General features: G+C 61.2%; 22 protein-coding genes and 2 tRNA genes. 14 read left to right on the top strand and 10 right to left on the bottom strand.

The annotated features are described in order from the left end of the window. The first annotated feature begins 44 nt into the window (after positions 1-44). From dnaN to AB0N65_RS18755, 10 genes are all read left to right on the top strand, one after another. Positions 45-1,169 (top strand): DNA polymerase III subunit beta, encoded by a 1,125-nt coding sequence (dnaN, locus tag AB0N65_RS18800; protein WP_364165171.1) that lies wholly within the window; start codon positions 45-47, stop codon positions 1,167-1,169. Between the two features lie 96 nt (positions 1,170-1,265). After that, positions 1,266-2,150 carry a phosphogluconate dehydrogenase (NAD(+)-dependent, decarboxylating) gene (gnd, locus tag AB0N65_RS18795; RefSeq protein WP_364165168.1) on the top strand — a complete coding sequence of 295 codons (885 nt, stop codon included), beginning with the start codon at positions 1,266-1,268 and terminating at the stop codon, positions 2,148-2,150. Between the two features lie 23 nt (positions 2,151-2,173). Beyond that, positions 2,174-3,367 (top strand): DNA replication/repair protein RecF, encoded by a 1,194-nt coding sequence (gene recF / locus AB0N65_RS18790; RefSeq protein WP_364165166.1) that lies wholly within the window; start codon positions 2,174-2,176, stop codon positions 3,365-3,367. Next, positions 3,354-3,908, top strand: a complete 555-nt coding sequence (locus AB0N65_RS18785; protein WP_364165163.1) for a DciA family protein — start codon at positions 3,354-3,356, stop codon at positions 3,906-3,908. Before recF ends, AB0N65_RS18785 begins: the two co-directional genes overlap by 14 nt. Before the next feature lie 336 nt (positions 3,909-4,244). Further along, the gene (gene gyrB / locus AB0N65_RS18780) at positions 4,245-6,323 is read left to right on the top strand and encodes a DNA topoisomerase (ATP-hydrolyzing) subunit B (RefSeq protein WP_364165160.1); all 2,079 of its coding nucleotides are present in this window, start codon (positions 4,245-4,247) and stop codon (positions 6,321-6,323) included. A 64-nt stretch (positions 6,324-6,387) separates the two neighbouring features. After that, entirely contained in the window at positions 6,388-9,060 is a 2,673-nt protein-coding gene (gene gyrA, locus AB0N65_RS18775) for a DNA gyrase subunit A (protein WP_364165157.1), read from the top strand. Further along, on the top strand, positions 9,057-9,719 hold the full coding sequence (locus tag AB0N65_RS18770; protein ID WP_364165154.1) for a DUF3566 domain-containing protein: 663 nt from the start codon (positions 9,057-9,059) through the stop codon (positions 9,717-9,719). Before gyrA ends, AB0N65_RS18770 begins: the two co-directional genes overlap by 4 nt. A gap of 114 nt (positions 9,720-9,833) precedes the next feature. Beyond that, positions 9,834-9,907, top strand: a tRNA-Ile gene (locus AB0N65_RS18765). Between the two features lie 45 nt (positions 9,908-9,952). Then, positions 9,953-10,072, top strand: a complete 120-nt coding sequence (locus AB0N65_RS18760; protein ID WP_310208192.1) for a DLW-39 family protein — start codon at positions 9,953-9,955, stop codon at positions 10,070-10,072. Positions 10,073-10,143: 71 nt separating this feature from the next. Continuing rightward, positions 10,144-10,219: transfer RNA gene (locus AB0N65_RS18755), tRNA-Ala, on the top strand. Between the two features lie 105 nt (positions 10,220-10,324). On the opposite strand, the gene AB0N65_RS18750 is transcribed toward AB0N65_RS18755, so the two are convergent. Then, the gene (locus AB0N65_RS18750) at positions 10,325-12,322 is read right to left on the bottom strand and encodes a beta-N-acetylglucosaminidase domain-containing protein (RefSeq protein ID WP_364165150.1); all 1,998 of its coding nucleotides are present in this window, start codon (positions 12,320-12,322) and stop codon (positions 10,325-10,327) included. Between the two features lie 118 nt (positions 12,323-12,440). Between AB0N65_RS18750 and AB0N65_RS18745 the strand changes: the two genes are divergently transcribed. Continuing rightward, positions 12,441-13,349 carry a DMT family transporter gene (locus tag AB0N65_RS18745; RefSeq protein WP_364165147.1) on the top strand — a complete coding sequence of 303 codons (909 nt, stop codon included), beginning with the start codon at positions 12,441-12,443 and terminating at the stop codon, positions 13,347-13,349. Between the two features lie 25 nt (positions 13,350-13,374). Here the strand turns inward: AB0N65_RS18745 and AB0N65_RS18740 are convergent, their stop codons facing one another. Together AB0N65_RS18740 and AB0N65_RS18735 are read right to left on the bottom strand one after the other, a co-directional pair. Further along, entirely contained in the window at positions 13,375-14,250 is an 876-nt protein-coding gene (locus tag AB0N65_RS18740; protein ID WP_364165144.1) for a glycosyltransferase family 2 protein, read from the bottom strand. 149 nt (positions 14,251-14,399) lie between these two features. Continuing rightward, positions 14,400-15,359 (bottom strand): hypothetical protein, encoded by a 960-nt coding sequence (locus tag AB0N65_RS18735; protein WP_364165141.1) that lies wholly within the window; start codon positions 15,357-15,359, stop codon positions 14,400-14,402. Between the two features lie 153 nt (positions 15,360-15,512). Between AB0N65_RS18735 and AB0N65_RS18730 the strand changes: the two genes are divergently transcribed. Together AB0N65_RS18730 and AB0N65_RS18725 are read left to right on the top strand one after the other, a co-directional pair. After that, positions 15,513-16,055, top strand: coding sequence for a peptidylprolyl isomerase (locus tag AB0N65_RS18730; RefSeq protein WP_364165138.1), 543 nt, complete (start codon positions 15,513-15,515; stop codon positions 16,053-16,055). Positions 16,056-16,064: 9 nt separating this feature from the next. Beyond that, complete coding sequence (locus AB0N65_RS18725) at positions 16,065-16,919, top strand: rhomboid family intramembrane serine protease (RefSeq protein ID WP_364165135.1); 855 nt, start codon at positions 16,065-16,067, stop codon at positions 16,917-16,919. 112 nt (positions 16,920-17,031) lie between these two features. Here AB0N65_RS18725 and AB0N65_RS18720 read toward each other — a convergent pair whose 3' ends face one another. From AB0N65_RS18720 to AB0N65_RS18690, 7 genes are all read right to left on the bottom strand, one after another. After that, positions 17,032-17,661: a GyrI-like domain-containing protein gene (locus tag AB0N65_RS18720; RefSeq protein WP_364165132.1), complete on the bottom strand. Its 630-nt coding sequence runs from the start codon at positions 17,659-17,661 to the stop codon at positions 17,032-17,034. 753 nt (positions 17,662-18,414) lie between these two features. Continuing rightward, positions 18,415-19,017 carry a DNA-3-methyladenine glycosylase I gene (locus tag AB0N65_RS18715; RefSeq protein WP_364165129.1) on the bottom strand — a complete coding sequence of 201 codons (603 nt, stop codon included), beginning with the start codon at positions 19,015-19,017 and terminating at the stop codon, positions 18,415-18,417. 73 nt (positions 19,018-19,090) lie between these two features. Further along, positions 19,091-19,807 (bottom strand): alpha-ketoglutarate-dependent dioxygenase AlkB, encoded by a 717-nt coding sequence (locus AB0N65_RS18710; RefSeq protein ID WP_364165127.1) that lies wholly within the window; start codon positions 19,805-19,807, stop codon positions 19,091-19,093. Beyond that, positions 19,804-20,433, bottom strand: coding sequence for a methylated-DNA--[protein]-cysteine S-methyltransferase (locus tag AB0N65_RS18705; protein WP_364165124.1), 630 nt, complete (start codon positions 20,431-20,433; stop codon positions 19,804-19,806). Before AB0N65_RS18705 ends, AB0N65_RS18710 begins: the two co-directional genes overlap by 4 nt. Then, positions 20,430-20,966, bottom strand: a complete 537-nt coding sequence (locus AB0N65_RS18700) for an RNA polymerase sigma factor (protein WP_364165121.1) — start codon at positions 20,964-20,966, stop codon at positions 20,430-20,432. The genes AB0N65_RS18705 and AB0N65_RS18700 overlap by 4 nt, the downstream gene beginning before the upstream one ends. Next, positions 20,966-21,475, bottom strand: coding sequence for a methylated-DNA--[protein]-cysteine S-methyltransferase (locus AB0N65_RS18695; RefSeq protein ID WP_364165118.1), 510 nt, complete (start codon positions 21,473-21,475; stop codon positions 20,966-20,968). The genes AB0N65_RS18700 and AB0N65_RS18695 overlap by 1 nt, the downstream gene beginning before the upstream one ends. 45 nt (positions 21,476-21,520) lie before the next feature. Beyond that, entirely contained in the window at positions 21,521-21,775 is a 255-nt protein-coding gene (locus tag AB0N65_RS18690) for a cell division protein CrgA (RefSeq protein ID WP_364165115.1), read from the bottom strand. A gap of 204 nt (positions 21,776-21,979) precedes the next feature. On the opposite strand from AB0N65_RS18690, the gene AB0N65_RS18685 reads away from it, so the two are divergent. Continuing rightward, positions 21,980-22,753, top strand: a complete 774-nt coding sequence (locus AB0N65_RS18685) for a class E sortase (RefSeq protein WP_364165220.1) — start codon at positions 21,980-21,982, stop codon at positions 22,751-22,753. Positions 22,754-22,803: the final 50 nt, after the last annotated feature.

The following is a 22,803-nucleotide window of genomic DNA, read 5'->3' as shown; positions in this document are numbered from 1 at the left end:
CGCAGCTACAACTTGGCAGCAGCAATGAAAGGCGGCACCCTTCCGTGAAGTTCAGAGTCGACCGCGACGTCCTGGCAGAAGCCGTTACATGGACCGCGCGGTCGTTGTCTCCGCGGCCGCCCGTGCCTGTGCTATCCGGTCTCCTCCTCAAAGCCGAGGCAGGAACCGTAAGCCTCTCCAGCTTTGACTATGAGACTTCGGCCCGCCTCGAAATCCCGGCAGACATCGCCACAGAAGGCACCATCCTTGTTTCCGGGCGTCTCCTGGCTGATATTTGCCGAAGCCTGCCTTCGGCTCCCGTAGAAGTAGAGACCGATGGCAGCAAAGTGACCCTTACCTGCCGCCGAAGCAGTTTCCATCTGGCAACCATGCCTGAGTCCGAATACCCTGCCTTGCCGGCGCTACCGGCCATCAGCGGAACGTTGCCCGGAGACTCTTTCGCGCAGGCTGTGTCGCAGGTGATCATCGCTGCGAGCAAGGATGACACCTTGCCGATCCTCACCGGCGTCCGCATGGAGATCGAGGATGACATGATCACCCTCCTCGCAACGGACCGGTACCGCCTTGCCATGCGCGAAGTCCCCTGGAAGCCAGTCACTCCGGGCATTTCGACCAGTGCATTGGTGAAGTCGAAAACCCTCAACGAGGTAGCCAAGACCCTCGGTGGCAGCGGCGACATCAACCTCGCCTTGGCGGATGACGACAGCCGCCTCATCGGCTTCGAAAGCGGCGGGCGCACTACAACGTCCTTGCTGGTGGATGGTGATTACCCCAAGATCCGTTCGCTCTTCCCGGATTCCACGCCCATCCACGCAACAGTCCAAACCCAGGAACTCGTTGAAGCAGTCCGTCGTGTGTCGCTCGTAGCTGAACGAAACACCCCCGTCCGCCTTGCCTTCACACAAGGCCTGCTGAACTTGGACGCCGGCACCGGCGAGGATGCGCAAGCCTCCGAAGAACTCGAAGCCCAACTCTCCGGCGATGACATCACCGTTGCCTTCAACCCGCATTATCTCGTTGAGGGTTTGAGCGTCATCGAAACAAAGTTTGTTCGCTTCTCCTTCACCAGTGCTCCCAAGCCGGCCATGATCACGGCCCAGGCTGAAGCCGATGGTGAAGACCAGGACGACTACCGCTACCTCGTGATGCCCGTCCGCCTTCCCAACTAGCTGGCAAGTGGTTGTCCTGGAAACCCAGGACAACCTGGAAATGCGAGTCAGTTCGGCTTCCAACCCCGTTACCCTTCGCAGAAAAGAGTTCACAGCGTGCACATCGGACTGATCGGTCTCGGAAAAATGGGCTTCAACATGCGCGAACGCATGCGGAAGGGTGGCATCGAGGTCACAGGATTCGACCGCAATCCTGATGTTTCCGACGTCGCCTCGGTGGATGAACTCATCGCGGCACTCCCGGCTCCGCGCCTCGTCTGGGTCATGGTTCCCTCCGGTGCGATCACCGATGCAGTGGTCACGGAACTCGGCGACAAGCTGAGCGCGGGAGACTTGGTGATCGACGGCGGCAACTCACGATTCACCGAGGACCAGAAGCACGCTGCTGCACTCACCGCAAAGGGCATCAGCTTTGCCGATTGCGGCGTATCGGGCGGCGTCTGGGGACTACAAAACGGCTACGGACTGATGGCTGGTGGTTCGGAAGAGGACATCCACCGTGCCATGCCCGTCTTCGATGCACTGCGTCCCGAAGGCGAGCGGGCTGACAGCTTCGTCCATGTTGGCGGAGTTGGAGCCGGCCACTACGCCAAGATGGTGCACAACGGCATCGAATACGGCCTGATGCAGGCCTACGCCGAAGGCTACGAACTGCTGGCAGCCAAAGACATCGTGAAGGACCTTCCCGGCACTTTCCGTGCATGGCAGAAAGGGACCGTTGTCCGTTCCTGGCTCCTGGACCTCATGGTCAAGGCACTTGACGAAGATCCTGGCCTGGCATCGATCGACGATTACGTTGAAGACTCCGGCGAGGGCCGTTGGACTGTTGAAGAAGCAATCGCCAACGCAGTGCCCGCCCCCGCCATCACTGCTGCGCTCTTTGCGCGCTTCGCTTCACGCGAGGACAACTCGCCGGCCATGAGGATGGTTTCCGCACTGCGGCACCAGTTCGGCGGGCATGCCACGCGTCCAGCCAACTAAGTTTCGGAAGCCTCGCTGACGGCGTGTACCTCGAACATCTTTCCCTGACGGATTTCCGCAGCTACGCCCAGGTCGACCTGAAACTTGGCCCCGGTGTGACTGTCCTGGTTGGTTCCAACGGAATCGGCAAGACAAACCTCATGGAAGCCATCGGCTATCTGGCCACTCTGAGTTCCCACCGCGTCAGCACGGACGCGCCCTTGCTCCGGTTCGGAACGGAGCGCGCGCTGATCCGGGCGCGGTTGGTCCGGGGTGAGCAGTCCAGCATCATCGAACTGGAAATCAACGCCGGCCGGGCCAACCGGGGCCGCATCAACCGTGGCAACCCCGTGCGGGCCCGCGACATCCTGGGCATATGCCAAACAGTCCTGTTCGCCCCCGAGGATCTGGCACTCGTTAAGGGCGATCCCTCCAACCGCCGACGCTTCCTGGACGAACTCCTGGTGAGCCTGGTTCCCCGGCATGCCGCCACTCGAAGCGACTACGACCGCGTCCTGAAACAGCGGAACGCCCTGCTGAAATCCGCGCGGACCGGCAAATTTACCGCAGGACATGAAGCCACGCTGGATGTGTGGGACCAGCACATGGCCAAGGCCGGCGCCGAACTCCTGCACGCACGCCTGGAACTCGTGGAGCGACTCCGCCCGCACTTGAACAGTGCCTATGCCCAGCTTACGGACGGTTCCAAGGACGCCGGCGCGGTTTACCGCTCCACTATCCAGGGCGTACTTGACGACGACGGCGGTCCGGCCGACCGCACGACTGAACCTCCGGCGTCGAACGAGGACCTGCGGCTGCTGTCCGTGGAGCAACTCACCGAACGGTATGTCCAGGCGTTTGCAGCCTCGCGAAAGAAGGAACTGGAGCGGGGCATTTCGCTGGTGGGGCCGCACCGTGACGAGTTGGAATTGGTGCTGGGCCAGGCACCGGCAAAAGGCTACGCGTCCCACGGTGAAACGTGGTCCATGTGTTTATCCCTCCGGCTGGCCTCGTACTACGTCATGTTGGATGACGCCCGCACCGGTGGTACTGCACCGATCCTCATCCTGGACGACGTTTTCGCCGAACTTGATGTCCAGCGGCGGCGTAGACTGGCTGCGATAGTGGCCGGTGCCGAACAGGTGCTGGTGACAGCCGCCGTCGATGCCGATATTCCAGAGGAGCTGGCCGGACGGCGCGTCAACGTTGTTCCGGGAGGCATCGATGGCGAAGGATAACCGCAGCGAACTTCAGCCCGGCCGCGAGCCGGACGAGATCGACGCCGCACAAGCTGCCTTGAACCGTATGCGCGAGGCCGCGGCAGCGCGCGGCGAAGTGCGGCAACGGGCACCGCGGCCAGGGTCCGCCCCCAAGCGGAACGGCCTGCGGGACACAAAGGGCTTCAGCCAATTCCACGGAAGCGGCCGCGACCCCCTGGGCTTGGGCAAAGTGGTTGGGCGGCTCGTGGCAGAACGAGGCTGGACATCCCCTGTTGCCGTTGGATCCGTCATGGCTGAATGGGATGCCCTGGTGGGTCCGGAAATCTCTGCACACTGCACGCCGGAGAGCTTCACCGACACCACCTTGCAGGTTCGCTGCGACTCGACCGCGTGGGCGACCCAGTTGCGGTTGCTGAGCACGAGCCTGCTGGAGAAGTTCCGGAACGAACTCGGCGAGGGCGTCGTTACCAGTATTCAGGTGCTCGGTCCTTCCGCGCCGAATTGGCGAAAAGGCGGACGCAGCGTCAACGGTCGTGGCCCGAGGGACACATACGGCTGAACGGCGTGCAGGGCGATTCAACGCCCCCGAGCCGTATAGGCCCCCATCGGGACCACCGCAGGGCCGTTTCAGATGGGACCAGCGGCCTCCTACGGGCACATTCAGCTCCCCGCTGTCCCCGTGTTGGCAAGGATTGCCGCGTTTCCACGATAGAATTGCGGTAGATCACTGAGCGCCGGTGAAACGTCGTAGGTGTCCCGGATACACTGTCGTGCCTTCCGGGGACCCCTCGCCGAGTAGACGGCGCAATCAGTCACGTGCCCATTTCCGGCCGTAGTTCGCTGCGGTCGGATTCGGATACGACCGTCATCGAGTACAGAGGAGTCGAAAGCGCCTGTGGCTAACGACAATGCAGAGACCTTGGCAGTAGAGCCCGAAGAGGAGACTGTTCCCCAGCCCGACACGCCTTCGGCGACGCCAAGGGAATACGGCGCCAGTGACATCACTGTCCTTGAAGGCCTTGAAGCTGTCCGGAAACGTCCCGGTATGTACATCGGTTCCACCGGACCCCGCGGCCTGCATCACCTGGTTTATGAAGTGGTGGATAACTCTGTCGATGAGGCATTGGCTGGTTACTGCAGCCACATCGAGGTCACGCTTCGCGCTGATGGCGGTGTTCGCGTGGTGGATGACGGCCGCGGTATCCCCGTGGATATCCACCCCTCCGAGGGCAAACCTACTGTTGAAGTGGTCATGACCATCCTGCACGCCGGCGGCAAGTTCGGGGGCGGCGGCTATGCCGTCTCCGGCGGCCTTCACGGCGTAGGTATTTCCGTGGTTAACGCACTGTCCCGTCGGGTGGACACCGAGGTCCGGCGGCAGGGCCACGTTTGGCGGATGTCATTCGCCGACGGCGGCAAGCCGCAGGGCGAACTGGTCAAGGGCGAAGCCACCGACGAAACCGGCACGTCGCAGACGTTCTACCCGGACGGCACCATCTTCGAAACCACCGAGTTCGATTTCGAAACGCTCCGTGCCCGCTTCCAGCAAATGGCCTTTCTCAACAAGGGCCTCAAGATCACCTTGACGGACGAGCGTCCCGTTGCCCGCGACGGCGACGACGACCTGGACCTGGATGCCATAGCGACCGAAGGTGAAGTCGCCGCGGAGCACCGCACCGTTGTGTACGAATACCCGGACGGCCTCCTGGACTACGTGAAGCATTTGAACTCCAGCAAGAAGGTGGAGATCGTCCACGAGGACGTCATCGCTTTCGAAACCGAAGACACGGAGCGGCACATCGCCGTCGAGGTCGCCATGCAGTGGACCACCGCCTATTCCGAAAGTGTCCACACGTACGCAAACACCATCAACACCCATGAGGGCGGTACGCACGAAGAAGGCTTCCGCGCTGCGATGACCTCGCTCATCAACCGCTACGCGCGGGAGAAGAGCATCATCAAGGAGAAGGAAGACAACCTCACGGGTGATGACATCCGTGAAGGTCTGACCGCCGTCATCTCGGTCAAGCTTTCAGAACCGCAGTTCGAGGGCCAGACCAAGACCAAGTTGGGTAACTCCGAGGTCAAGGGCTTTGTACAGCGAGTGGTCACAGACCAGCTCGGCGACTGGCTCGAACGCAATCCCGGCCCGGCCCGCGACGTCATCCGCAAGGCCATTCAGGCAGCACAGGCCCGGATGGCTGCGCGGAAGGCCCGCGATAATGCACGACGCAAGAGCCCGCTGGAATCCTTCGGAATGCCCGGCAAGCTGTCCGATTGCTCGTCCAAGGATCCCTCGCGCTGCGAGGTCTACCTTGTGGAGGGTGACTCCGCAGGTGGTTCGGCCAAGCGTGGCCGCAATCCCGAGACGCAGGCGATCCTGCCGCTGCGAGGCAAGATCCTCAACGTGGAGCGGGCCCGCCTGGACAAGGCTCTGGGCAACGCCGAAGTCCAGTCGATGATCACGGCATTCGGTACCGGCATCGGTGAAGACTTCGATATCGCCAAGCTGCGCTACCACAAGATCGTCCTCATGGCGGATGCCGATGTTGACGGCCAGCACATCACCACGCTGTTGATGACGCTGCTGTTCCGCTACATGCGGCCGTTGATCGAAAACGGATACGTGTACCTGGCGCAGCCCCCGCTGTACCGAATCAAGTGGTCCAACGCCGCTCACGATTACGTCTTCAGCGACCGCGAACGCGACGAAACCATCCGCAAGGGTGCAGCCCTGAACAAGCGGCTCCCCAAGGACAACGGCATCCAGCGCTATAAGGGCCTTGGCGAGATGGACTACACCGAGTTGTGGGACACCACCATGGACCCGGACCGGCGCACGCTGTTGCAGGTCACCATGGACGACGCTCTCGCTGCCGATCAGACCTTCTCGGTCTTGATGGGCGAGGACGTTGAATCACGCCGAAACTTCATCCAGCAGAACGCCAAGGACGTCAGGTTCCTCGATATCTAGGGGCTTCAAAAGAGCACCGAAGTATTCCAGAACCGACATATACCTGAAACGGAAAACTTAGATTATGAGTGACGAAACTCCCGAAGTCCCGGCGGAACCTACCGACGCCGAAGACGTTGTGCTTGAGGGCGATCTGCTGACCGACCGCGTCGAGCAGGTGGACTTGCAGACCGAGATGCAGCGGTCCTACCTCGACTACGCGATGGCCGTCATCGTCGGCCGTGCACTCCCGGATGTACGTGACGGCTTGAAGCCGGTACACCGGCGCGTTCTCTACGCCATGTTCGACGGCGGATACCGGCCCGACCGCTCTTTCAACAAGTGCGCACGCGTCGTGGGCGACGTCATGGGTACCTACCACCCGCATGGCGACATGGCCATCTACGATGCCTTGGTCCGTCTGATCCAGGACTGGACCATGCGCTACCCGCTCGCTCTGGGCCAAGGCAACTTCGGCTCGCCCGGTAACGACGGTGCCGCCGCTCCGCGTTACACGGAAACCAAGATGGCCCAGTTGGCCATGGAGATGGTCCGGGACATCGACGAGGAAACGGTCGATTTCCAGGACAACTACGACGGCAAGAACCAGGAACCGACCATCCTGCCGGCGCGCTTCCCCAACTTGCTTGTCAACGGTTCTTCGGGCATCGCAGTGGGCATGGCCACCAATATCCCGCCCCACAACCTGCGCGAAGTTGCCGACGGCGTGCAGTGGGCACTCGAGAACCCCACGGCTTCGCGGGAGGAGCTGCTTGAGGCGCTCCTTCAGCGGATCAAGGGACCGGACTTCCCGACCGGGGCCACCATCCTCGGCCATAAGGGCATCGAGGATGCGTACCGCACGGGCCGCGGTTCCATCACTATGCGCGCAGTGGTCAACGTTGAGGAACTCCAGGGCCGCACGTGCCTGGTTGTCACCGAGCTGCCGTACCAGGCCAACCCGGACAACCTCGCCATCAAGATCGCCGAACTCGTGAAGGACGGCAAGATCCAAGGCATCGCGGACCTGCGCGATGAAACTTCCGGCCGTACCGGACAGCGACTGGTGATCGTCCTTAAGCGCGATGCCGTGGCAAAGGTGGTCTTGAACAACCTGTACAAGCACACGCAGCTGCAGGACAACTTCTCGGCTAACATGCTCGCCATTGTGGACGGTGTTCCCCGCACCTTGAGCCTCGACGCCTTCATCCGGCACTGGGTGAGCCACCAGATGGACGTCATTGCCCGCCGGACGCGTTACCGCTTGCGCAAGGCCGAGGAAGAAGCGCACATCCTGCGCGCGCTCCTCAAGGCGCTGGACATGCTGGACGAGGTTATCGCCCTCATCCGTGCCTCGAACACGACGGAAGCCGCCCGTGAGGGATTGATGGAACTCCTGGAGATCGACGAGCTCCAGGCCCGGGCCATTTTGGACATGCAGCTGCGCCGGCTCGCTGCACTGGAACGCCAGAAGATCCAGGACCGCCACGCCGAACTCGAAGCGATGATCGACGAGTACAACGCGATCCTCGCCTCGGAGGAACGCCAGCGCCAGATCATCAGCGAAGAGCTCGCGGAAATCGTAGCGAAGCACGGCGACGACCGCCGCACGCACATCCTCATGGGCTTCGACGGCGACATGTCCGTGGAAGACCTGATTCCCGAAGAGGAAATGGTGGTCACAATCACGCGGGGCGGTTACGTCAAGCGGACGCGCAGCGACAACTACCGCTCACAGCAGCGCGGTGGCAAGGGCATCAAGGGAGCCCAGCTTCGCGGTGACGATGTCGTGGAGCACTTCTTCGTGACCACTACCCATCACTGGCTGTTGTTCTTCACCAACCTTGGCCGCGTTTACCGTGCCAAGGCCTATGAACTGGCTGAAGCCGGCCGCGATGCCAAGGGCCAGCATGTGGCCAACCTCCTTGCCTTCCAGCCGGACGAGCATATTGCCCAGGTGCTGGACCTTCGTGACTACCAGCAGGCACCCTATCTGGTTCTTGCCACGAAGAACGGCCTGGTCAAGAAGACGAGACTCGAGGACTATGACACCAACCGGTCTGCCGGCGTCATCGCCATCAACCTTCGTGACGAGGACGAGCTCGTCTCTGCGCAGCTTGTCAGCGAAACAGATGACTTGCTGCTGGTTTCCCGCAAGGGACAGTCCATCCGCTTCACGGCAACTGACGACGCATTGCGCCCCATGGGACGTGCTACGTCCGGCGTAACAGGTATGAAGTTCCGTGAAGATGACGAATTGTTGGCTGCGGACGTTGTTCAGGACGGTTCCTTCGTTTTCGTGGTGACCGAGGGCGGCTACGCCAAGCGCACCGCCGTGGACGAGTACCGCCTGCAAGGCCGTGGTGGTTTGGGCATCAAGGTCGCCAAGCTTGCCGAAGACCGGGGTGACCTTGTGGGCGCCTTGATCGTGCAGGAAGAGGACGAAGTACTGGTGGTCATGGAGGGCGGCAAGGTTGTCCGCTCCGCCGTCAGTGGCGTCCCTGCGAAGGGCCGTGACACCATGGGCGTGATCTTCGCCAAGCCGGACAAGAACGACCGCATTATCGAGGTTGCACGCAACAGTGAACGCGGTTTGGAAGGCGAAGAGCCCGAGGACGGGCTGAACGATGACGTAACGTTGGCTGCAGAAGACGGCGCTGCTGAAGCGACCGTCACGTCAGAAACGGAAAACGACGCAGACCCGGATTCAGACACGGGCGCGGAGCTGAACGAAGACAACACCGGAGGTAACGAGTGAGTAATTCGGACTCATATCCCAAGCCGAGCACAGGCGGGCTCCGGCAGCCCTCGGGCACCGCGCAGGCAGGAACGCCGGCGCGGCCACAGCAGCGGCCCGGAGCGGGCGCAGCAGGTGCCGGATCACCCGGCCGCCCGGCAGGCGCTCCCGGCCAGCGGCCCGCTTCGACCGGACAACGCCCTGCCGGTGCTCCCGGTCAGCGGCCCGCACAACCGGGACAGCGTCCCGCGGGCGCACCCGGTCAGCGTCCGGCGCAGGGCGGCCCGGGCTTGGTCAAGCCGGCCCCCAAAGCGAAAGTGCGCCGCGCCCGTCTCCTGGTCAGCAAGGTTGACCCATGGTCGGTGCTGAAGATGGCGTTCCTGCTGTCCGTTGCGCTGGGCATCGTTACGGTGGTCGCCGCCATTGTGCTGTGGACTGTGCTTGATCTCACAGGCATCTTCAACCAGGTCGATAGCCTGCTCGGAACCCTGGCGGGGTCCGAAGGCGGTGGATTTGAACTGAAGAAGTTCGCTTCGCTGGGTCAGGTGGCTTCTTTCGCCACCATCATTGCCGTGGTGAATGTGGTCCTGCTGACTGCGCTCTCCATGCTCTCTGCCGTGCTGTATAACATTTCGGCAACGTTGGTTGGCGGCATCGGCGTCACCCTCACGGACGACTAGCAAAAAACCGCGGATTTACGCCGGAAAATGGTTCGGATCGACCGTGTAAGAGCCTCGATTTGAGATCGGGCCGGGATGTGCTGTACAGTCATATCTCGGCCCGATGAGGCATCGGGGCGTATAGCTCAGGCGGTTAGAGCGCTTCGCTGATAACGAAGAGGTCCCAGGTTCAAGTCCTGGTACGCCCACGGAACCTAGCAGGTTCAGGTGAAACTGAACGGAATGAGGTGCTTGTGAAGAAGTTGCTGGTAGTAGTAGCAGCTGCGGTCGCAGGTGTCCTGGTCTACAAAAAGGCCCAGGAATCCGAAGCCCGGAAGGATGTCTGGAGCAAGTCCACCGACAAGGTTGACTAGCGAAGGAGCCCGGTCCGGAACTGGTAAAAACCGGTTCTGACATGGGGTATGATTGACGGGTTGCTTCTTATGGGGGCATGGCGCAATTGGTAGCGCACCTGCTTTGCAAGCAGGGGGTTCGGGGTTCGAGTCCCCGTGCCTCCACCATAAGGAAAGTCCCGGTCAGTAATGACCGGGACTTTTTGCTTTCCGCAACCCATCTGAGTCGCATTTGTGCCCGTTTAGAGAGCTCATAACGCGCACAAATGCGACCTAGTTGGGTGGGGTCTTCTGGAGAGCCTGTTCCAAGAACGTCTTCAGTTCAGAGTCCCCCAGTACGGGTGTCACAACCCCGAGTTCGAGCGTGGGTTGCGTCTTCGCGCTGGCGGCCGTCAGAGAACTCTGGACATTCCGGCGTGCCTCGGCAACGACCGCCGTGTCACCTCGCTTGGCAGCCTCGAGCATGACTAAGGCCTCTTCCACGCCCCGCCCATATTCCGCCGCCGCCGTGGACCAGTGAGTCGCGTCTGCCGCGAAGCCCGGGACCGCCACCCGGGGTAGGAGTTCCGGCAGCCGCTGTAGCAGCTCAGCGCGGGCCTTCAAGCCACCCGAAGGTGACTTGCCGGCGTCGTAATCTGCCCAGAAACGGTTGATGTCGTTCCGCAAGGCGGGAGCGGACGGTGTGAGGGGGTCGTCCTGCCAGTCTTGGTTGAGGTCCACGAAGGCCTTGACTGCTGCCAGGACCTCCGGATCCGGCCCCGCAATCTGCTGCAGGGCGGCGTCCATGGATTTCCCGGGATCGTAGGCCGGGCCGTTCCATGCGAGATCCGCATAGTTGAAGATCGCGGGCAGGGAGAGGTAGGGCTCGATCATGGGATTGGTAACAATACCCCGTACGGCTTGGTGGAGGCCGGCGTCCCTCCCGATGACAGGCGCCATGAACAAATGGTCCTGGGAGAAATCGTTGACCGGATAGTTGTCCCAGATGACGATGTCCCGTTCCGAGCCGGGTTTTCCGTACGTGCGACTTGCAGTTGCTGCGGAGTCCTGCGTGATCCGGTGGGATACTACTTCTTCGCCGGTCCACTGCACCACGATTTCAGGGTTCAACGCCTCTCCGAGTTCCCGCTTGTAAGGATTGCTCGCGGAGCCGTTGTAGAACGTGGGTACTGTTTCGAGGGGTTGGATTCCTTCCTTCGTGGAAATGAAGCGGTCATTCACATCGTTGAGGAACGAAGCCTGTGCTTTGGCCAGATTCGCCTGACCCGATCCGAACTCCCGAACATCGTCGGCACACTGGACCTTGGTGGCTATGTCATCGAGCGGAATCACGAAGGATCGCACGCCCAGCGAATACAGGGATTCAAGTTTGGCCAACGCATCCTCGAGGTCCGCCTCCCGCGAGTAGCAGATGTCGATGCCAGGCGACAGGGCGTAGCTGAAGCGGACGTGGTTGGCTGCCGCGGTGTCGATCAGCTCCTGAAGTTCGGCGAGCTCCTGGTCGCTGTAAAGCTCCCGCCACTTGTCCCTCAGCAACGGATCGTCCTTGGGCGAGTAGATGTACGTGTTCATCTTCTGACGCCCGGCGAACTCGATGACATCCAGGCGCGCTTGATGGGACCAAGGCGTGCCGTAGAAGCCCTCGATCACGCCACGAGTCTCCATCAGTGGCCAATCGCTGACACTCACGGCCGCAACTGCACCGTCCTTGAGCAGTTGGCGGAGTGTCTGGACGGCGTGGAAGAGACCGTCAGCGTCGCGTCCGGCGAGTACCGCCATCGGGATCCCTGATGACTGTCCCGTCGCGATCGCGTAGCCTTCAGCGCGTCCGAGTGCTTCCAGGTTCTGTTCGGCGTGGTCCTTGCCGATGTCCTTCAGCACTGTGTCAACCGTTGAATCGCCTGCGGTTCCCAGATAGAGGGCCGCCGACCCCGCTGCGGGGTTGTCCAAGGCAGCCACCATCTCGGTCCTGCCTCCGGCACTTGCCACGAGGTCCTGGGCGTCGGCGATTGATGCCTGGTCAGTTCCGGGTGAAGCCACTATGTAGACAAGGCCATTCAACGGTACGGGGCCGCCGGATCCTGCGCGAGCGTGCTGCGGAGTGGGAAAGATCTGTGAAACGCCGCCCTTCCCCGGATCGGGATCACCGTTTCCGCCTCTTGAGACGAACCACCCGGTCACCACCAGAGCAGCGGCCAGCACTCCGGCCGCGGCGAGCAGCAGGAGAGGCCACTTCCGTTTGGTGCCAAAGCCGACCGGTGCCTTGTTCAATCGGGTATCCCCTTGGGTATGCCGTCTCCGGCTGACTGGAACCTTGTGTCAAGACAATCACACTGTCCGCGTGGCAGATAGGGGCAGGATAGATGCCTCACCAAACTAAGGTTGATCCGTGAACTTCCTCATCTCCGCCCTCGGGGTCCTCGGCGTCGCTTCCTCCGGCCCGCTGATCGCCGGCACACTCGGCGCTACCTCAGTGACGGCGTTGGCGATCGCCTTTTGGCGGAACGCGATTGCCGCCCTGGTCATGGCTGCCCCCGTGGCGATCCGGGAACCCAGGCAGTTCCGAAAGATCACGCGCCGGGAACTCTCTTGGTCCGCGGTCGCCGCCGTTGCACTCGCATTTCACTTCGCCTGTTTCATCACCGCACTGCAGCTGACGTCGGTGGCCGCCGCCACGGCGCTGGTGTGCCTGCAATCGGCATGGATCGCTGTCTTCCAGCTTTTCCGCGGCACCCGGCACCGCTGGCCGGTCCTAGTCGGCCTGGGGATCGCGTTCGGCGGTGTCGTGGCCATCACCGGCTTCGACATGGGATCGTCACCGGAGGCGCTGCTGGGCGATGTCCTTGCACTTGCCGGCGGCGCCCTGGCCGGGCTTTATACGCTGGCCGGCGGCAAAGCCCGCCAGTCGATGGGAACCGGGACCTACACCACGCTTTGTTACGGGATATGCGCGGCTATCGTGGCGGTGCTGGCTTTGTTGGGCGGCCAGCCTCTGACAGGGTTCGACGCCGGAGGCTGGCTTGGGATTATTGCCATCACCGTTTGTGCGCAGTTGGTGGGTCATACGGCCTTCAACCACTTGCTTGCCACGATGAGCCCGTTGCTTGTTTCGATGATCATCCTGCTGGAGATACCCGGCGCCGCGATCCTGGCCGCTGTTTTTCTGAACGAGACACTTCCGGCGGGGACCTACGCAGGGTTGGCGCTGATCCTTGTTGGGCTTGCGGTGGTTGTCAGTGGCCAACGGCGCGGCAAGGCCGAAGCAGAGCGGCGCGAAGCCGAATGGGGCACTGACTGAACTGCCGCCGTCGTAAATTCAACCGCTACTGGCCGCCGCGGCGGACTCCCTGGGCCGAGTTGGCCGTGTGGATGGCGCGCAGCAGCTTGGCCGGGAAATAGACCGAAAAGAACACCACCATAGGTGCTTTGAGTGCCATTTTCTTGACGTTGTGGGCCTTGTAGGTGCGGTCAAAACGCGTGACGTAGTAGCGGTAATCCCGCGGTGAATCCTCGAGCCGCCGGGCTGACATGCCGGACACCATCTGGGGGCAGTACTGGACGTGGAGGTCATGTTCAGCCAAGTGCAGGGACAGATCGATGTCCTCGTGCATCTCGTCTTTCTCGTCCAGGCACGCTTCATCCCGGATGGTCTCCCAAGCGCTGCGGCGCAGGGCCATGTTCGAGCCGAACAGAAAGTGATACTGGTGCTTTGCCAGGCGAAGCATGAGCTGACGCATTTTGTCGTCGGCCTTGAGTCCGAACCGACGCATGGGCATGTCGTAATAGACCACGGGACCCGTAGCCGCCTGCACGTACGGATCCATGAAGGCTTTCTGGACCTGCTCAACCCAGTCGGGTTCCAGGACGGAGTCGGCGTCGATGCGTCCGATGATCTCCGACGTCGCGCTGTTCAGGCCGAAGTTCCGGGTGGGAATGAGCCCTTGGACTGTGTCCTGGCGCAACAGGATGATGGGGCTCTCAGGGTATTCCTGCTGCATCTGCCGCACGATCCTCGCGGTGCGGTCGGTGGAGAGGTTGTCCACCACGATGATTTCGTTGGCCGGAACTGACTGGTAAATGGCCGCGATGAGGCACTGGCGAATGACGCTTTCCTCGTTATACGCCGGGATGACGATCGAGACCTCCGGGGGTTCCGGAGCGTCCTTGAGGGCACCCGCAAGGGGTCTATCAGCTGACATCACTTCAAATCTAACACTCGCCTGTGTGCGCCCGGCTGAGCATCGGGTTACGGGGTGACAAACACTGAAGGGACCCCTGGCGTTGCCAGGGGTCCCTTCAGATCATCAGCGGCCGACTTAACGCTGGCCGCTTAGTTGCTGTCTATCGATTAGAGGCTGGAGCCCTTCGAACCCAAGCCCTTGTCGTCGTCCTTGTCGACGTTCGCAAAGGCATCCTTGGTAGCCTGCTCGGCTTCTGCCGAGGCGTCCTTGTCGACGTTTGCAAAAGCGTCCTTGGTTGCCTGCTCCACTTCCGCCGCGGCTTCCTCGGGGGTGAGGTCCGAAGCCTTGGTTTCGGATGCGGCGGTGGACGTCGTTGCGGCAGCGGTTGCCGAAGCTGCTGTGTCGGACGTGGCCGGAACCGGCGAGGGCGTCGGGGTGACAGGGGAAGGAGTCTTCCACGGATCCTCCACCGGCTTGGAGGCCTTCCAGGCAGCTACGCCTGCAGCAACCGCAGCGGCGATAACTGTGACGATCAGCAGGCCACGCTTCTTGGGCTTATGCTGCTTGGACAGTTCCTGGGAGACAGCCTTGCCGGCCTCATCCGCTACGGCCTTGATGTGCTTGCCTGTGGCCTGAGCCTGCTCCTGAACGCTGTGGACAACGCCAGAATCCACCAGCTTCTGGGCTACGGCGTCCACCTGGGCGGGCGCATTCTCGAGGACATGGTGAACGGCAACGGAAGCCTGGCCCAATTGTTCGGACAACTTGGGCAGGTATTCCACCACCACTTTGTCCCGGGCGTGTCCCAGTGCGGGAGTGGCCTTGTTGAGCGCGTCCTGGATCTTGGGCGTTGCGTCCTCTACGGCGTCGTGGATCCTGGGCGCCAGATGCGCCAGGCCATCCTGGATCCGCGGCGTAACAACTGCCACGCCGTCTGCGAGGTTGTGGGCAGCCGTCTTCAGCCCCTCTTGGATCTTGGGGGAAGCGGTGTCAATGCCGTGCTGAATGCGCGGAACTGCCCAGTTGACGGCTGCTTCCACACGGGGTGCAGCCCAGTCGCGGGCGTTATCCACACCGACCACTACGGAGTGTTCAAGGTCGCGGGCAATACGGTCTGATTTCTTCACAACTACCTCCCGATACACATGCTCGTTTGTTGCTAGCCTACGTGGCTTGTGGAACGCGGGCTATTCATCTTCACGATTCTTCCCGGATTTCACCGAGCGCGGAACCGGCTTTCCAGCCCTGTTGGCGTTGACCCTGCATGAAAGAATGGGCCCATGACCATCGCAACCGCAAAAGCAACCATTCACACGAGCCTCGGCGACATTAAGGTTGACCTCTTCGGCAACCACGCCCCCAAGACGGTCGCCAACTTCATTGGTTTGGCCACGGGAGAAAAGTCCTGGACGCACCCGGAGACCGGCGAAGACAAGACCGGCACTCCGCTGTACAACGGCACCATCTTCCACCGCATCATCAAGGACTTCATGATCCAGGGCGGCGATCCCCTGGGCCGCGGCGTTGGCGGACCGGGCTACAAGTTCGACGACGAAATCCACCCGGAGCTGACCTTCAACGCTCCGTACAAGCTGGCCATGGCGAACGCCGGCATCCAGATGGGCAAGGGCACCAACGGGTCACAGTTCTTCATCACCACGGTCAACACCGACTGGCTGTTCGGCAAGCACAGCATCTTCGGTGAGGTCACCGACGAAGAATCCCGCAAGGTAGTGGACTCCATCGAGGCCGTACGCACCGGAATGGGCGACCGCCCTGTTGAGGACGTCGTCATCAACAGCATCGACATCGAACAGCTCTAACCTGCATTCATGAGTTACGGAATCCCGTCGGCTGAGCCGTCTGCTGACATCCCGGTGTGCCCCCGGCACCCGGACAGGCCCTCTTACGTGCGGTGCCAGCGCTGTGGGCGCCCTGCGTGCCCCGAATGCCAGCGGGCGGCCGCCGTCGGGTTCCAATGCATTGACTGCGTCAATGAACAAAAGCGTACGACGCCGGCCTACAAGTCCCCGTACGGCGGTGCCTTGGCCGTGGGCCGGCCTTTGGTGACGTACGTGATCATCGGGCTTTGCCTGGTGGTTTTCGTCCTTCAATGGCTTCTGCCACGGGACATGGTTTTCCAGGAATTCGCGTTCGCCAACAGGGCCGCCGCTGCGGAACCGTGGCGCTTCCTCACAGCAGCTTTCCTGCATTCGCAGGGCTTCCTGCTCCACATTGTTTTGAACATGTACACCCTGTGGATCTTTGGGCAGGCACTTGAACCCTTGTTGGGGCGCATCCGCTTCCTCGCCGTTTATTTGTTGTCGGCCATCGGCGGCTCAATCGGTTTTCTGCTCCTGACCCCCATGGATGCCCGTGTTGGCGTGGTCGGCGCATCCGGCGCGATCTTTGGGTTGTTCGGGGCCATGCTGGTGGTTCAGCGCCACCGTGGCGGCGAGACCAAGCAACTCTGGGTCCTGATCGCCATCAACGGGGCCATCGGCTTCTTCATACCCAGCATTGCCTGGCAAGCACATTTGGGTGGCTTGATTACCGGCGGCCTCGCCGCTGCGGCAATTGCGTATGCCCCCCGTGGAAAGAACCAAGCCCTCCTGCAGACCGGCGGGCTCATCCTCGTGGCAGGCCTGCTCGCTGTGGTCACCTGGTTCCGCATCAGTGCTGGCTAGCGTCCACCCCAACCCAACTAGCGTCCACCCGAACCCAACTGAGTCGCAGTTAAGCGCGTTTAGAGCGCTCTAAACGCGCTCTATTGCGACTTAGTTGGGATGGGCCGCTCGTTTATTGGCGCGTTACCGGCTGCCGCAGGATGGTCTTGAGCTTTTCCGGTGCTGTACGTCGGGCATCGCTTAGATAGATCTCGTGGTGTTTGCCTGTCATCACCAAGGAGTTCTGTGGAACAAATTTGTGGTGCATCTCTTCCAGTAAGGGCCCCTCATCGTCGTAGGGCCCGATGTGGAGTGTCTGGACGCAGAGTCCTTCATCCAGGATCTCCATGCGGAGGGCATCGAGTGCAGGAGCTCCGCCCTTCTTCCCGGCGGCTTGGCTTACCAGTGCCAGGTGTTCCTGCGTAATCCAGTCAGGAACCATGTTCATGACCGTCCAGTCCCAGCGGGACTTGTCCCTGGAACTCGTGAAAGAGTCCATGTCTTCGGCCCACCAGAGAGCCTCCAAGGGCATGACAGCGTAGTCGCGCCCGAGTTCCTTCTTGCTGAAGAACTTCAGCCCGTACGCCACCGGGTAGATGGTGCTTAGTGCATCCTTGTAGGCCTGTGAAGTGTTGGGGTCGCCATGGCCGTCGATCATAAGGAACTGCATCGCGGGGACGCTTTCCAACGAAAAGGCTCCCTGTGAGGCTTTGTATGTGCGGATCGTCTTTTTGAAGTCGACCTTCTCATGTGCACCCATCATGCTTCCTACTCCCCTATCCCCCGAGGCCGAGCGTTATCCACAACCCTTATCCACAGTGTGCGTAACTTACATCCGTGTAGTTAACACTGGATGCCCAGCGGCGGGCCGCTTAGAGCGGGAGATATCCCCCGAACAGCATGGATTTTTCCCCACCTGTGGATAACCTTGTCACCTTTACTTGGGGTTAAGTGGACAACTGGGCCTCTAAGCCGGTCAATGTGGATAACCCTGTTAATCCAGGGAAAGTTATCCCCGTATCAACAGCCTTATCCACACTGTTAATAACTTACATTGGTGTAGTTCAGTCTCTCTAAGGCACCCACATCCCCGAGTTCTCAAGGCTTCGCGACCAGAAACCCACACGTTGTCCCCATTTGTGGATAACGTGTGGGTGGGGGATGTTGTTAAGTGGGTAACTGTGCTTGGAACGCATGAGGCTCCTTGGCCGGCCCAAGTGGAAGAAGGCTGCTGCGTTAGTAAAGCCTGCAATGCCCCCAGGATGAATTTTCCGTGAAGAGGGGAACACTATCCACAGCGAAATACACAGTGGGCATAACTCTGTTCAAGTACGGCTATCGGTTCAGATCCGCTTGCTGGCAGCTATCAGCGGTTCAAAAGCATGGATGTCCACAGAGTTTTTCCCCACCTGTGGATAAACTTGCACACTTCTGTGGACAAGCGGTGTGACCAGACGAGGCACTTTTTGTCGGGTTCTGGATCTGCCATGCCGGGATCGGCTGGACTTGCCCCTGGCTAGGCCCACACACCGGAGGATCCACGCCGGTGGCTGTCGATGAGGTGCGTATCGATGATTCCCACAGCTTCCATGAGGGCGTACATCGTGGTTGGCCCTACGAAGGCGAAGCCCTTCTTCCGGAGCGCCTTGGATAGCGCGATCGATTCCGGAGAAGTTGTGGGGATGTCCGAGAGTGTCCGCGGCGCCGGAGTGGTTTTCGGTTGGAACGACCAGACGAAATCTACAAGGCCGCCTTCCTCGCGCAGAGCGATGGTTGCCTTGGCGTTGGTAATGGCGGCGTGGATCTTCAGGCGATTCCGTACGATGCCTGCGTCGAGCATGAGTCGCTCAACGTCGGCTTCAGTAAAGGCGGCCACGCTCTCGGGATGAAAGTCCACAAAAGCCTTGCGGAACGCATCGCGCTTCCTCAGGATGGTGGCCCACGAAAGCCCGGCTTGGAAGGCTTCGAGGCTGATCCGCTCATACATACCTTGTTCGTCGCGGACCGGCATGCCCCACTCATGGTCGTAGTACGCCTGCATCATTGGGTCCGAAGAAGCCCACAGCGGCCGGGCCAGGCCGTCGTCGCCAATAATGGTGCCGTTCTCTGCCGGGGTCATTTCCTGCTCCTCCGCGGCGGGCTACAGCAGCCGCCGCCATTTGTTGTTGCTTAGGAGACATTCTGCCTGTTGGCTACGACATTCCAGTGACCCTCATGGTGATGTTGATCCGTCCGTAGGAAAGTCCGCAACCCTCGGGTGCTGTTCCCTGAAGTACCTTCGGGATGCCGTGATAGGCGAACCGGGAGGGGCCACCAAACACGAACAAGTCCCCTGAACGGAGTTGTACGTCAGAGTACGGCTTGGTGCGCGTTTGCGTATTGCCGAAACGGAAGATGCATTCGTCGCCGATGCTGAGGGAAACCACCGGGGCGTTGGACCGCTCGTCCTTGTCCTGGTGCATCCCCATTGTGGCTCCATGCTCGTAGAAGTTCACCAACGCAGCGTCGGGTGTGTAGCTGGCGGGTAGCTCGGCCAGTGAATCATCAACACCACCGCCGGAAGAGTAGGCAGTCGCCACAGCCTTCCTGCCCAGACGGACCATCCAGTCAGGGAAGTCGAGAACGGAAAGACCGTTCACGTCTGTGGCTTCACGCGTATATCTATAGGGTTGCCAATGCCATCCCAGGCAAACAGTCCGCACAGACATCTGGTGTCCACCGGGCAGCGTGGCCGCCCTAAGGGGAACCGGCCCATGAGTCCACTCGACAAAACGCTCGACGATCCACCGTTGCTGCTCGAGGCTGAGCCAGTGGGGCACGTGCACCGCGCCCGGCGCCACAAGGCGGGGACCGGCGCGGAGGGCTTCGGCTTGGACGAGCTCCAGAGGAAACAGGGCATCGTCACTCATGCCGCGGCCTCAAGAGTGAGGAGAGTGCGTTTGGCCTCCGTACCGCCGAGGTAGCCGCCATAGGATCCGTCCGACCTCACTACCCTGTGGCACGGAACGATGACCGGTAGAGGGTTGGTTGCGCAGGCAGTTCCCACGGCACGGACAGCGTTCGGGCTGCCGGCAGCCAAGGCAACCTCTGCATAGCTTTCGGTTGTGCCGTACGCGATGTCCGGCAAATGATGGAGCACGTTGAGGCGGAAACCCCGGGACAAGCTGAAATCCAAGGGCAGGTGGAAGCTCGTCCGGGAACCTTTGAAGTATTCGCTCAGTTGCTGTGCGGCCGCCTCAAGTTGTGAAGGAGCGTGGAGAATATTTGGGCTCACGGAGCTTGCCAGCCTCTCGAGCACGGCTTGGTGGTTCTCCAGTTCAAATGCCACACGGATGATGCCATTCTCGGTGGCCGCCAACAGCAGTTTCCCCACCGGAGAGTCGACCACCCGATACGCGATGTCAAGGACATGGGTCGTCTGCGCTTCGCGGACCAGACGGGCGTGAAGGCTGGCAAGGGCTGGTTCCAGCCCGACGTCGAGCGGCTCAAGAATAGCCGCGACGTCGGCGCGTTCAGGAGCTGAGTCAAGGTTCATGCGGTTTCTCCTTTCACGGATACCGGGACCAGGGATGCGTCATCTACGTTGAGCAGGGCACGGAGCGCCTTCACTCCGTCTGCTCCGGCACGGCGTACGGCCTCGGGTGTGCCACCCAGCAGTTCGGCGACGTCCTTATAGGGAAGCCCTGCCAGATAGTGGTAAGCGACGGCTTGGCGCTGCTTCCGCGGTAGCTGCCCAACGGCCTCGAGCAATTCAGCGTGACCATCACCGGGGATGCCTAGCCGGGACCTCCCCTCCGGCGGCTTGTCCACAGGTATGGCACGGCGGCTACGGCTACGTAGAAGATCAATGCACTTCCTGTGGGCGATGGTGACCAGCCAAGCCTCAATGTTGGAGTCAGCAGGAAGTTGTCGGTAGGCCTGGATGGCTGCGAGGAAGGTCTCGGACCAAGCGTCATCGGCATCGTGTACCCCGACCACGGCACGGCAGACGCGAAGCACCGTGGCACCATGCGCTTGGACTACAGCTTCGAAGGGTCTCTTGGTGTGGACCGGGTGTACGGGACCCATCAGAAGAGCTTGCTCTCTTTCACGGCAGCCGGCTCTTCCAGCTCCAGTAAGAACCGTTTGTTCCGGAGACCACCCGCGTAGCCAGTGAGCTGCCCATTGCGGCCCACCACGCGGTGGCACGGAATGATGATGCTGAGCGGATTCCTGCCCACGGCGGAGCCTACGGCCTGGGCCAAATGGGGATCTCCAAGCTCCAGCGCCAGTTCGCCGTAACTCATGGTTTCCCCGAAGGGAATATGGCGGAGCCGCTCCCAAACTCTCTCTTGGAAGGCGTTGCCGCGTGCTTCGTGTGGGACGTCGAACACCGTACGTGCACAGCCGAGGTACTCATCGAGTTCTTCCCGGGCCTGCGCGAACACCGGGTCCTGGATGTCCGTGACCTCGCCGAAATAGTCAGGCGGAGGCAAATGCCAGTGGCCCTCGTAAAAGATGCCCGTCAAAAATTCTCCGCGGGCAGTCAGCGTCAGCTGCCCCAGCGGGGAATCCATGGTGGTGTGCCTGGTGTTCATAACCTGTAGACGTTCACGGACACCGGAATGTGAGGTGTGGAATTCCTACGAGCGCCAGCGCGTGGTCATGAGGAAGCCGATGATGGCAATGCCGAAGCCGGCCACGATGTTCCATGAAGCCCATTCCTGCACAGGGAAACGGCCTTCGGTGATGTAGAAAGTGATGATCCAGATGAGGCCGAGGATCATCAAGCCGAACATCACCGGCTTGTACCAAACGGGGTTCGGCTTGTACTGCTGCGCTGCGGAAGTCTGCTGGTCCTGACGGGCAGGCCGCTTGCGGGGCTTGGACTCGGGCACGGATCCTCCTTGGCTGTCGGTTTAGAACCCGTAGCAGCAGGCCTTGGTATCCTGCAGGAAGGAAAATTCCAGCGGTCAACGGCCACGCGGCATTCCGGGTTGTTACTAGCTGTCAAGTCTAGCCGCAACTCCGGGACACTCCGTGCCGCCCGCACTAACCGAGGAGACCCAGTGGCGCACCAGCAGACGACGGCAAACGCCGGCCTGCCCGATGCCACGGGAACGCACGGAGAACCACCCCGGAAGCGTAGGCGGGCCTCGGATGTCGTGCGCAAGATCAGCCAGATATTCGGTGAACTCCTCATCACCGCAGGAATCGTGCTGCTGCTGTTTGTCGGCTGGCAACTGTGGTGGACCAATATCGAGGCCGACGCGAAGCAGACCGAGGCGATCAAGAGCTTCGCGCAGGAACTTACCGGGCCTGTAGCACCTCCAACCGAGTTAAAGGACTACGGCCAGCCGGTGGTTGGAACTGCTCCGTCCAACGGGGAGACCATCGGCATCATGTACATTCCCCGTTTTGGTGCGAATTACACGCGACCCATCATCGAAGGAACCGGCGCGGACGTCCTGGACACCCTCGGGCTGGGCCATTACCCAAGCACCAGCATGCCTGGAGCGCCCGGCAATTTCGCGGTGGCCGGCCACAGGCAGACGCACGGGGCCGTCCTGGACAGCATCCACACCTTGGTGCCCGGCGACAAGATCTACGTCCAAACGACCGACGGCTATTACACGTACGTGTTCCGCAACAACCAGATTGTCCTGCCGAACCAAACCGATGTCCTTCTTCCCGTCCCCACGCAACCCGGAGTCGCACCGCGGGACAGCATCCTGACCATGACAAGCTGCAACCCCCGCTTTGGATCACAGGAGAGGATCATCGCCTACTCCGTCCTGGACAGTTGGCAACCTTCCTCCGCCGGACCGCCGTCGGAAATTGCCGCCCAAGTAGCCCAAGCCCAAGGAAAGGGGTAACGGATGTACGCCTGGATCTTTCGCAATTTGCCCGGTCCCCTGTGGGTGCG

The sequence above is a fragment of the Paenarthrobacter sp. NPDC089322 genome, from assembly GCF_040684895.1.
In the GTDB taxonomy this organism is placed as follows: Bacteria; Actinomycetota; Actinomycetes; order Actinomycetales; family Micrococcaceae; genus Arthrobacter.
Note: the sequence above shows the minus strand (reverse complement) of the source record. Positions and strands in the feature narration are given on the sequence as shown.

Coding starts and splice junctions, on each gene's coding strand:
- AB0N65_RS18785 (WP_364165163.1), top strand. CDS start 3,354: ATGGCGAAGGATAACCGCAGCGAACTTCAGCCCGGCCGCGAGCCGGAC.
- gyrA (WP_364165157.1), top strand. CDS start 6,388: ATGAGTGACGAAACTCCCGAAGTCCCGGCGGAACCTACCGACGCCGAA.
- AB0N65_RS18740 (WP_364165144.1), bottom strand. CDS start 14,250: ATGTCAGCTGATAGACCCCTTGCGGGTGCCCTCAAGGACGCTCCGGAA.
- AB0N65_RS18730 (WP_364165138.1), top strand. CDS start 15,513: ATGACCATCGCAACCGCAAAAGCAACCATTCACACGAGCCTCGGCGAC.
- AB0N65_RS18725 (WP_364165135.1), top strand. CDS start 16,065: ATGAGTTACGGAATCCCGTCGGCTGAGCCGTCTGCTGACATCCCGGTG.
- AB0N65_RS18720 (WP_364165132.1), bottom strand. CDS start 17,661: ATGATGGGTGCACATGAGAAGGTCGACTTCAAAAAGACGATCCGCACA.
- AB0N65_RS18715 (WP_364165129.1), bottom strand. CDS start 19,017: ATGACCCCGGCAGAGAACGGCACCATTATTGGCGACGACGGCCTGGCC.
- AB0N65_RS18710 (WP_364165127.1), bottom strand. CDS start 19,807: ATGAGTGACGATGCCCTGTTTCCTCTGGAGCTCGTCCAAGCCGAAGCC.
- AB0N65_RS18705 (WP_364165124.1), bottom strand. CDS start 20,433: ATGAACCTTGACTCAGCTCCTGAACGCGCCGACGTCGCGGCTATTCTT.
- AB0N65_RS18700 (WP_364165121.1), bottom strand. CDS start 20,966: ATGGGTCCCGTACACCCGGTCCACACCAAGAGACCCTTCGAAGCTGTA.
- AB0N65_RS18695 (WP_364165118.1), bottom strand. CDS start 21,475: ATGAACACCAGGCACACCACCATGGATTCCCCGCTGGGGCAGCTGACG.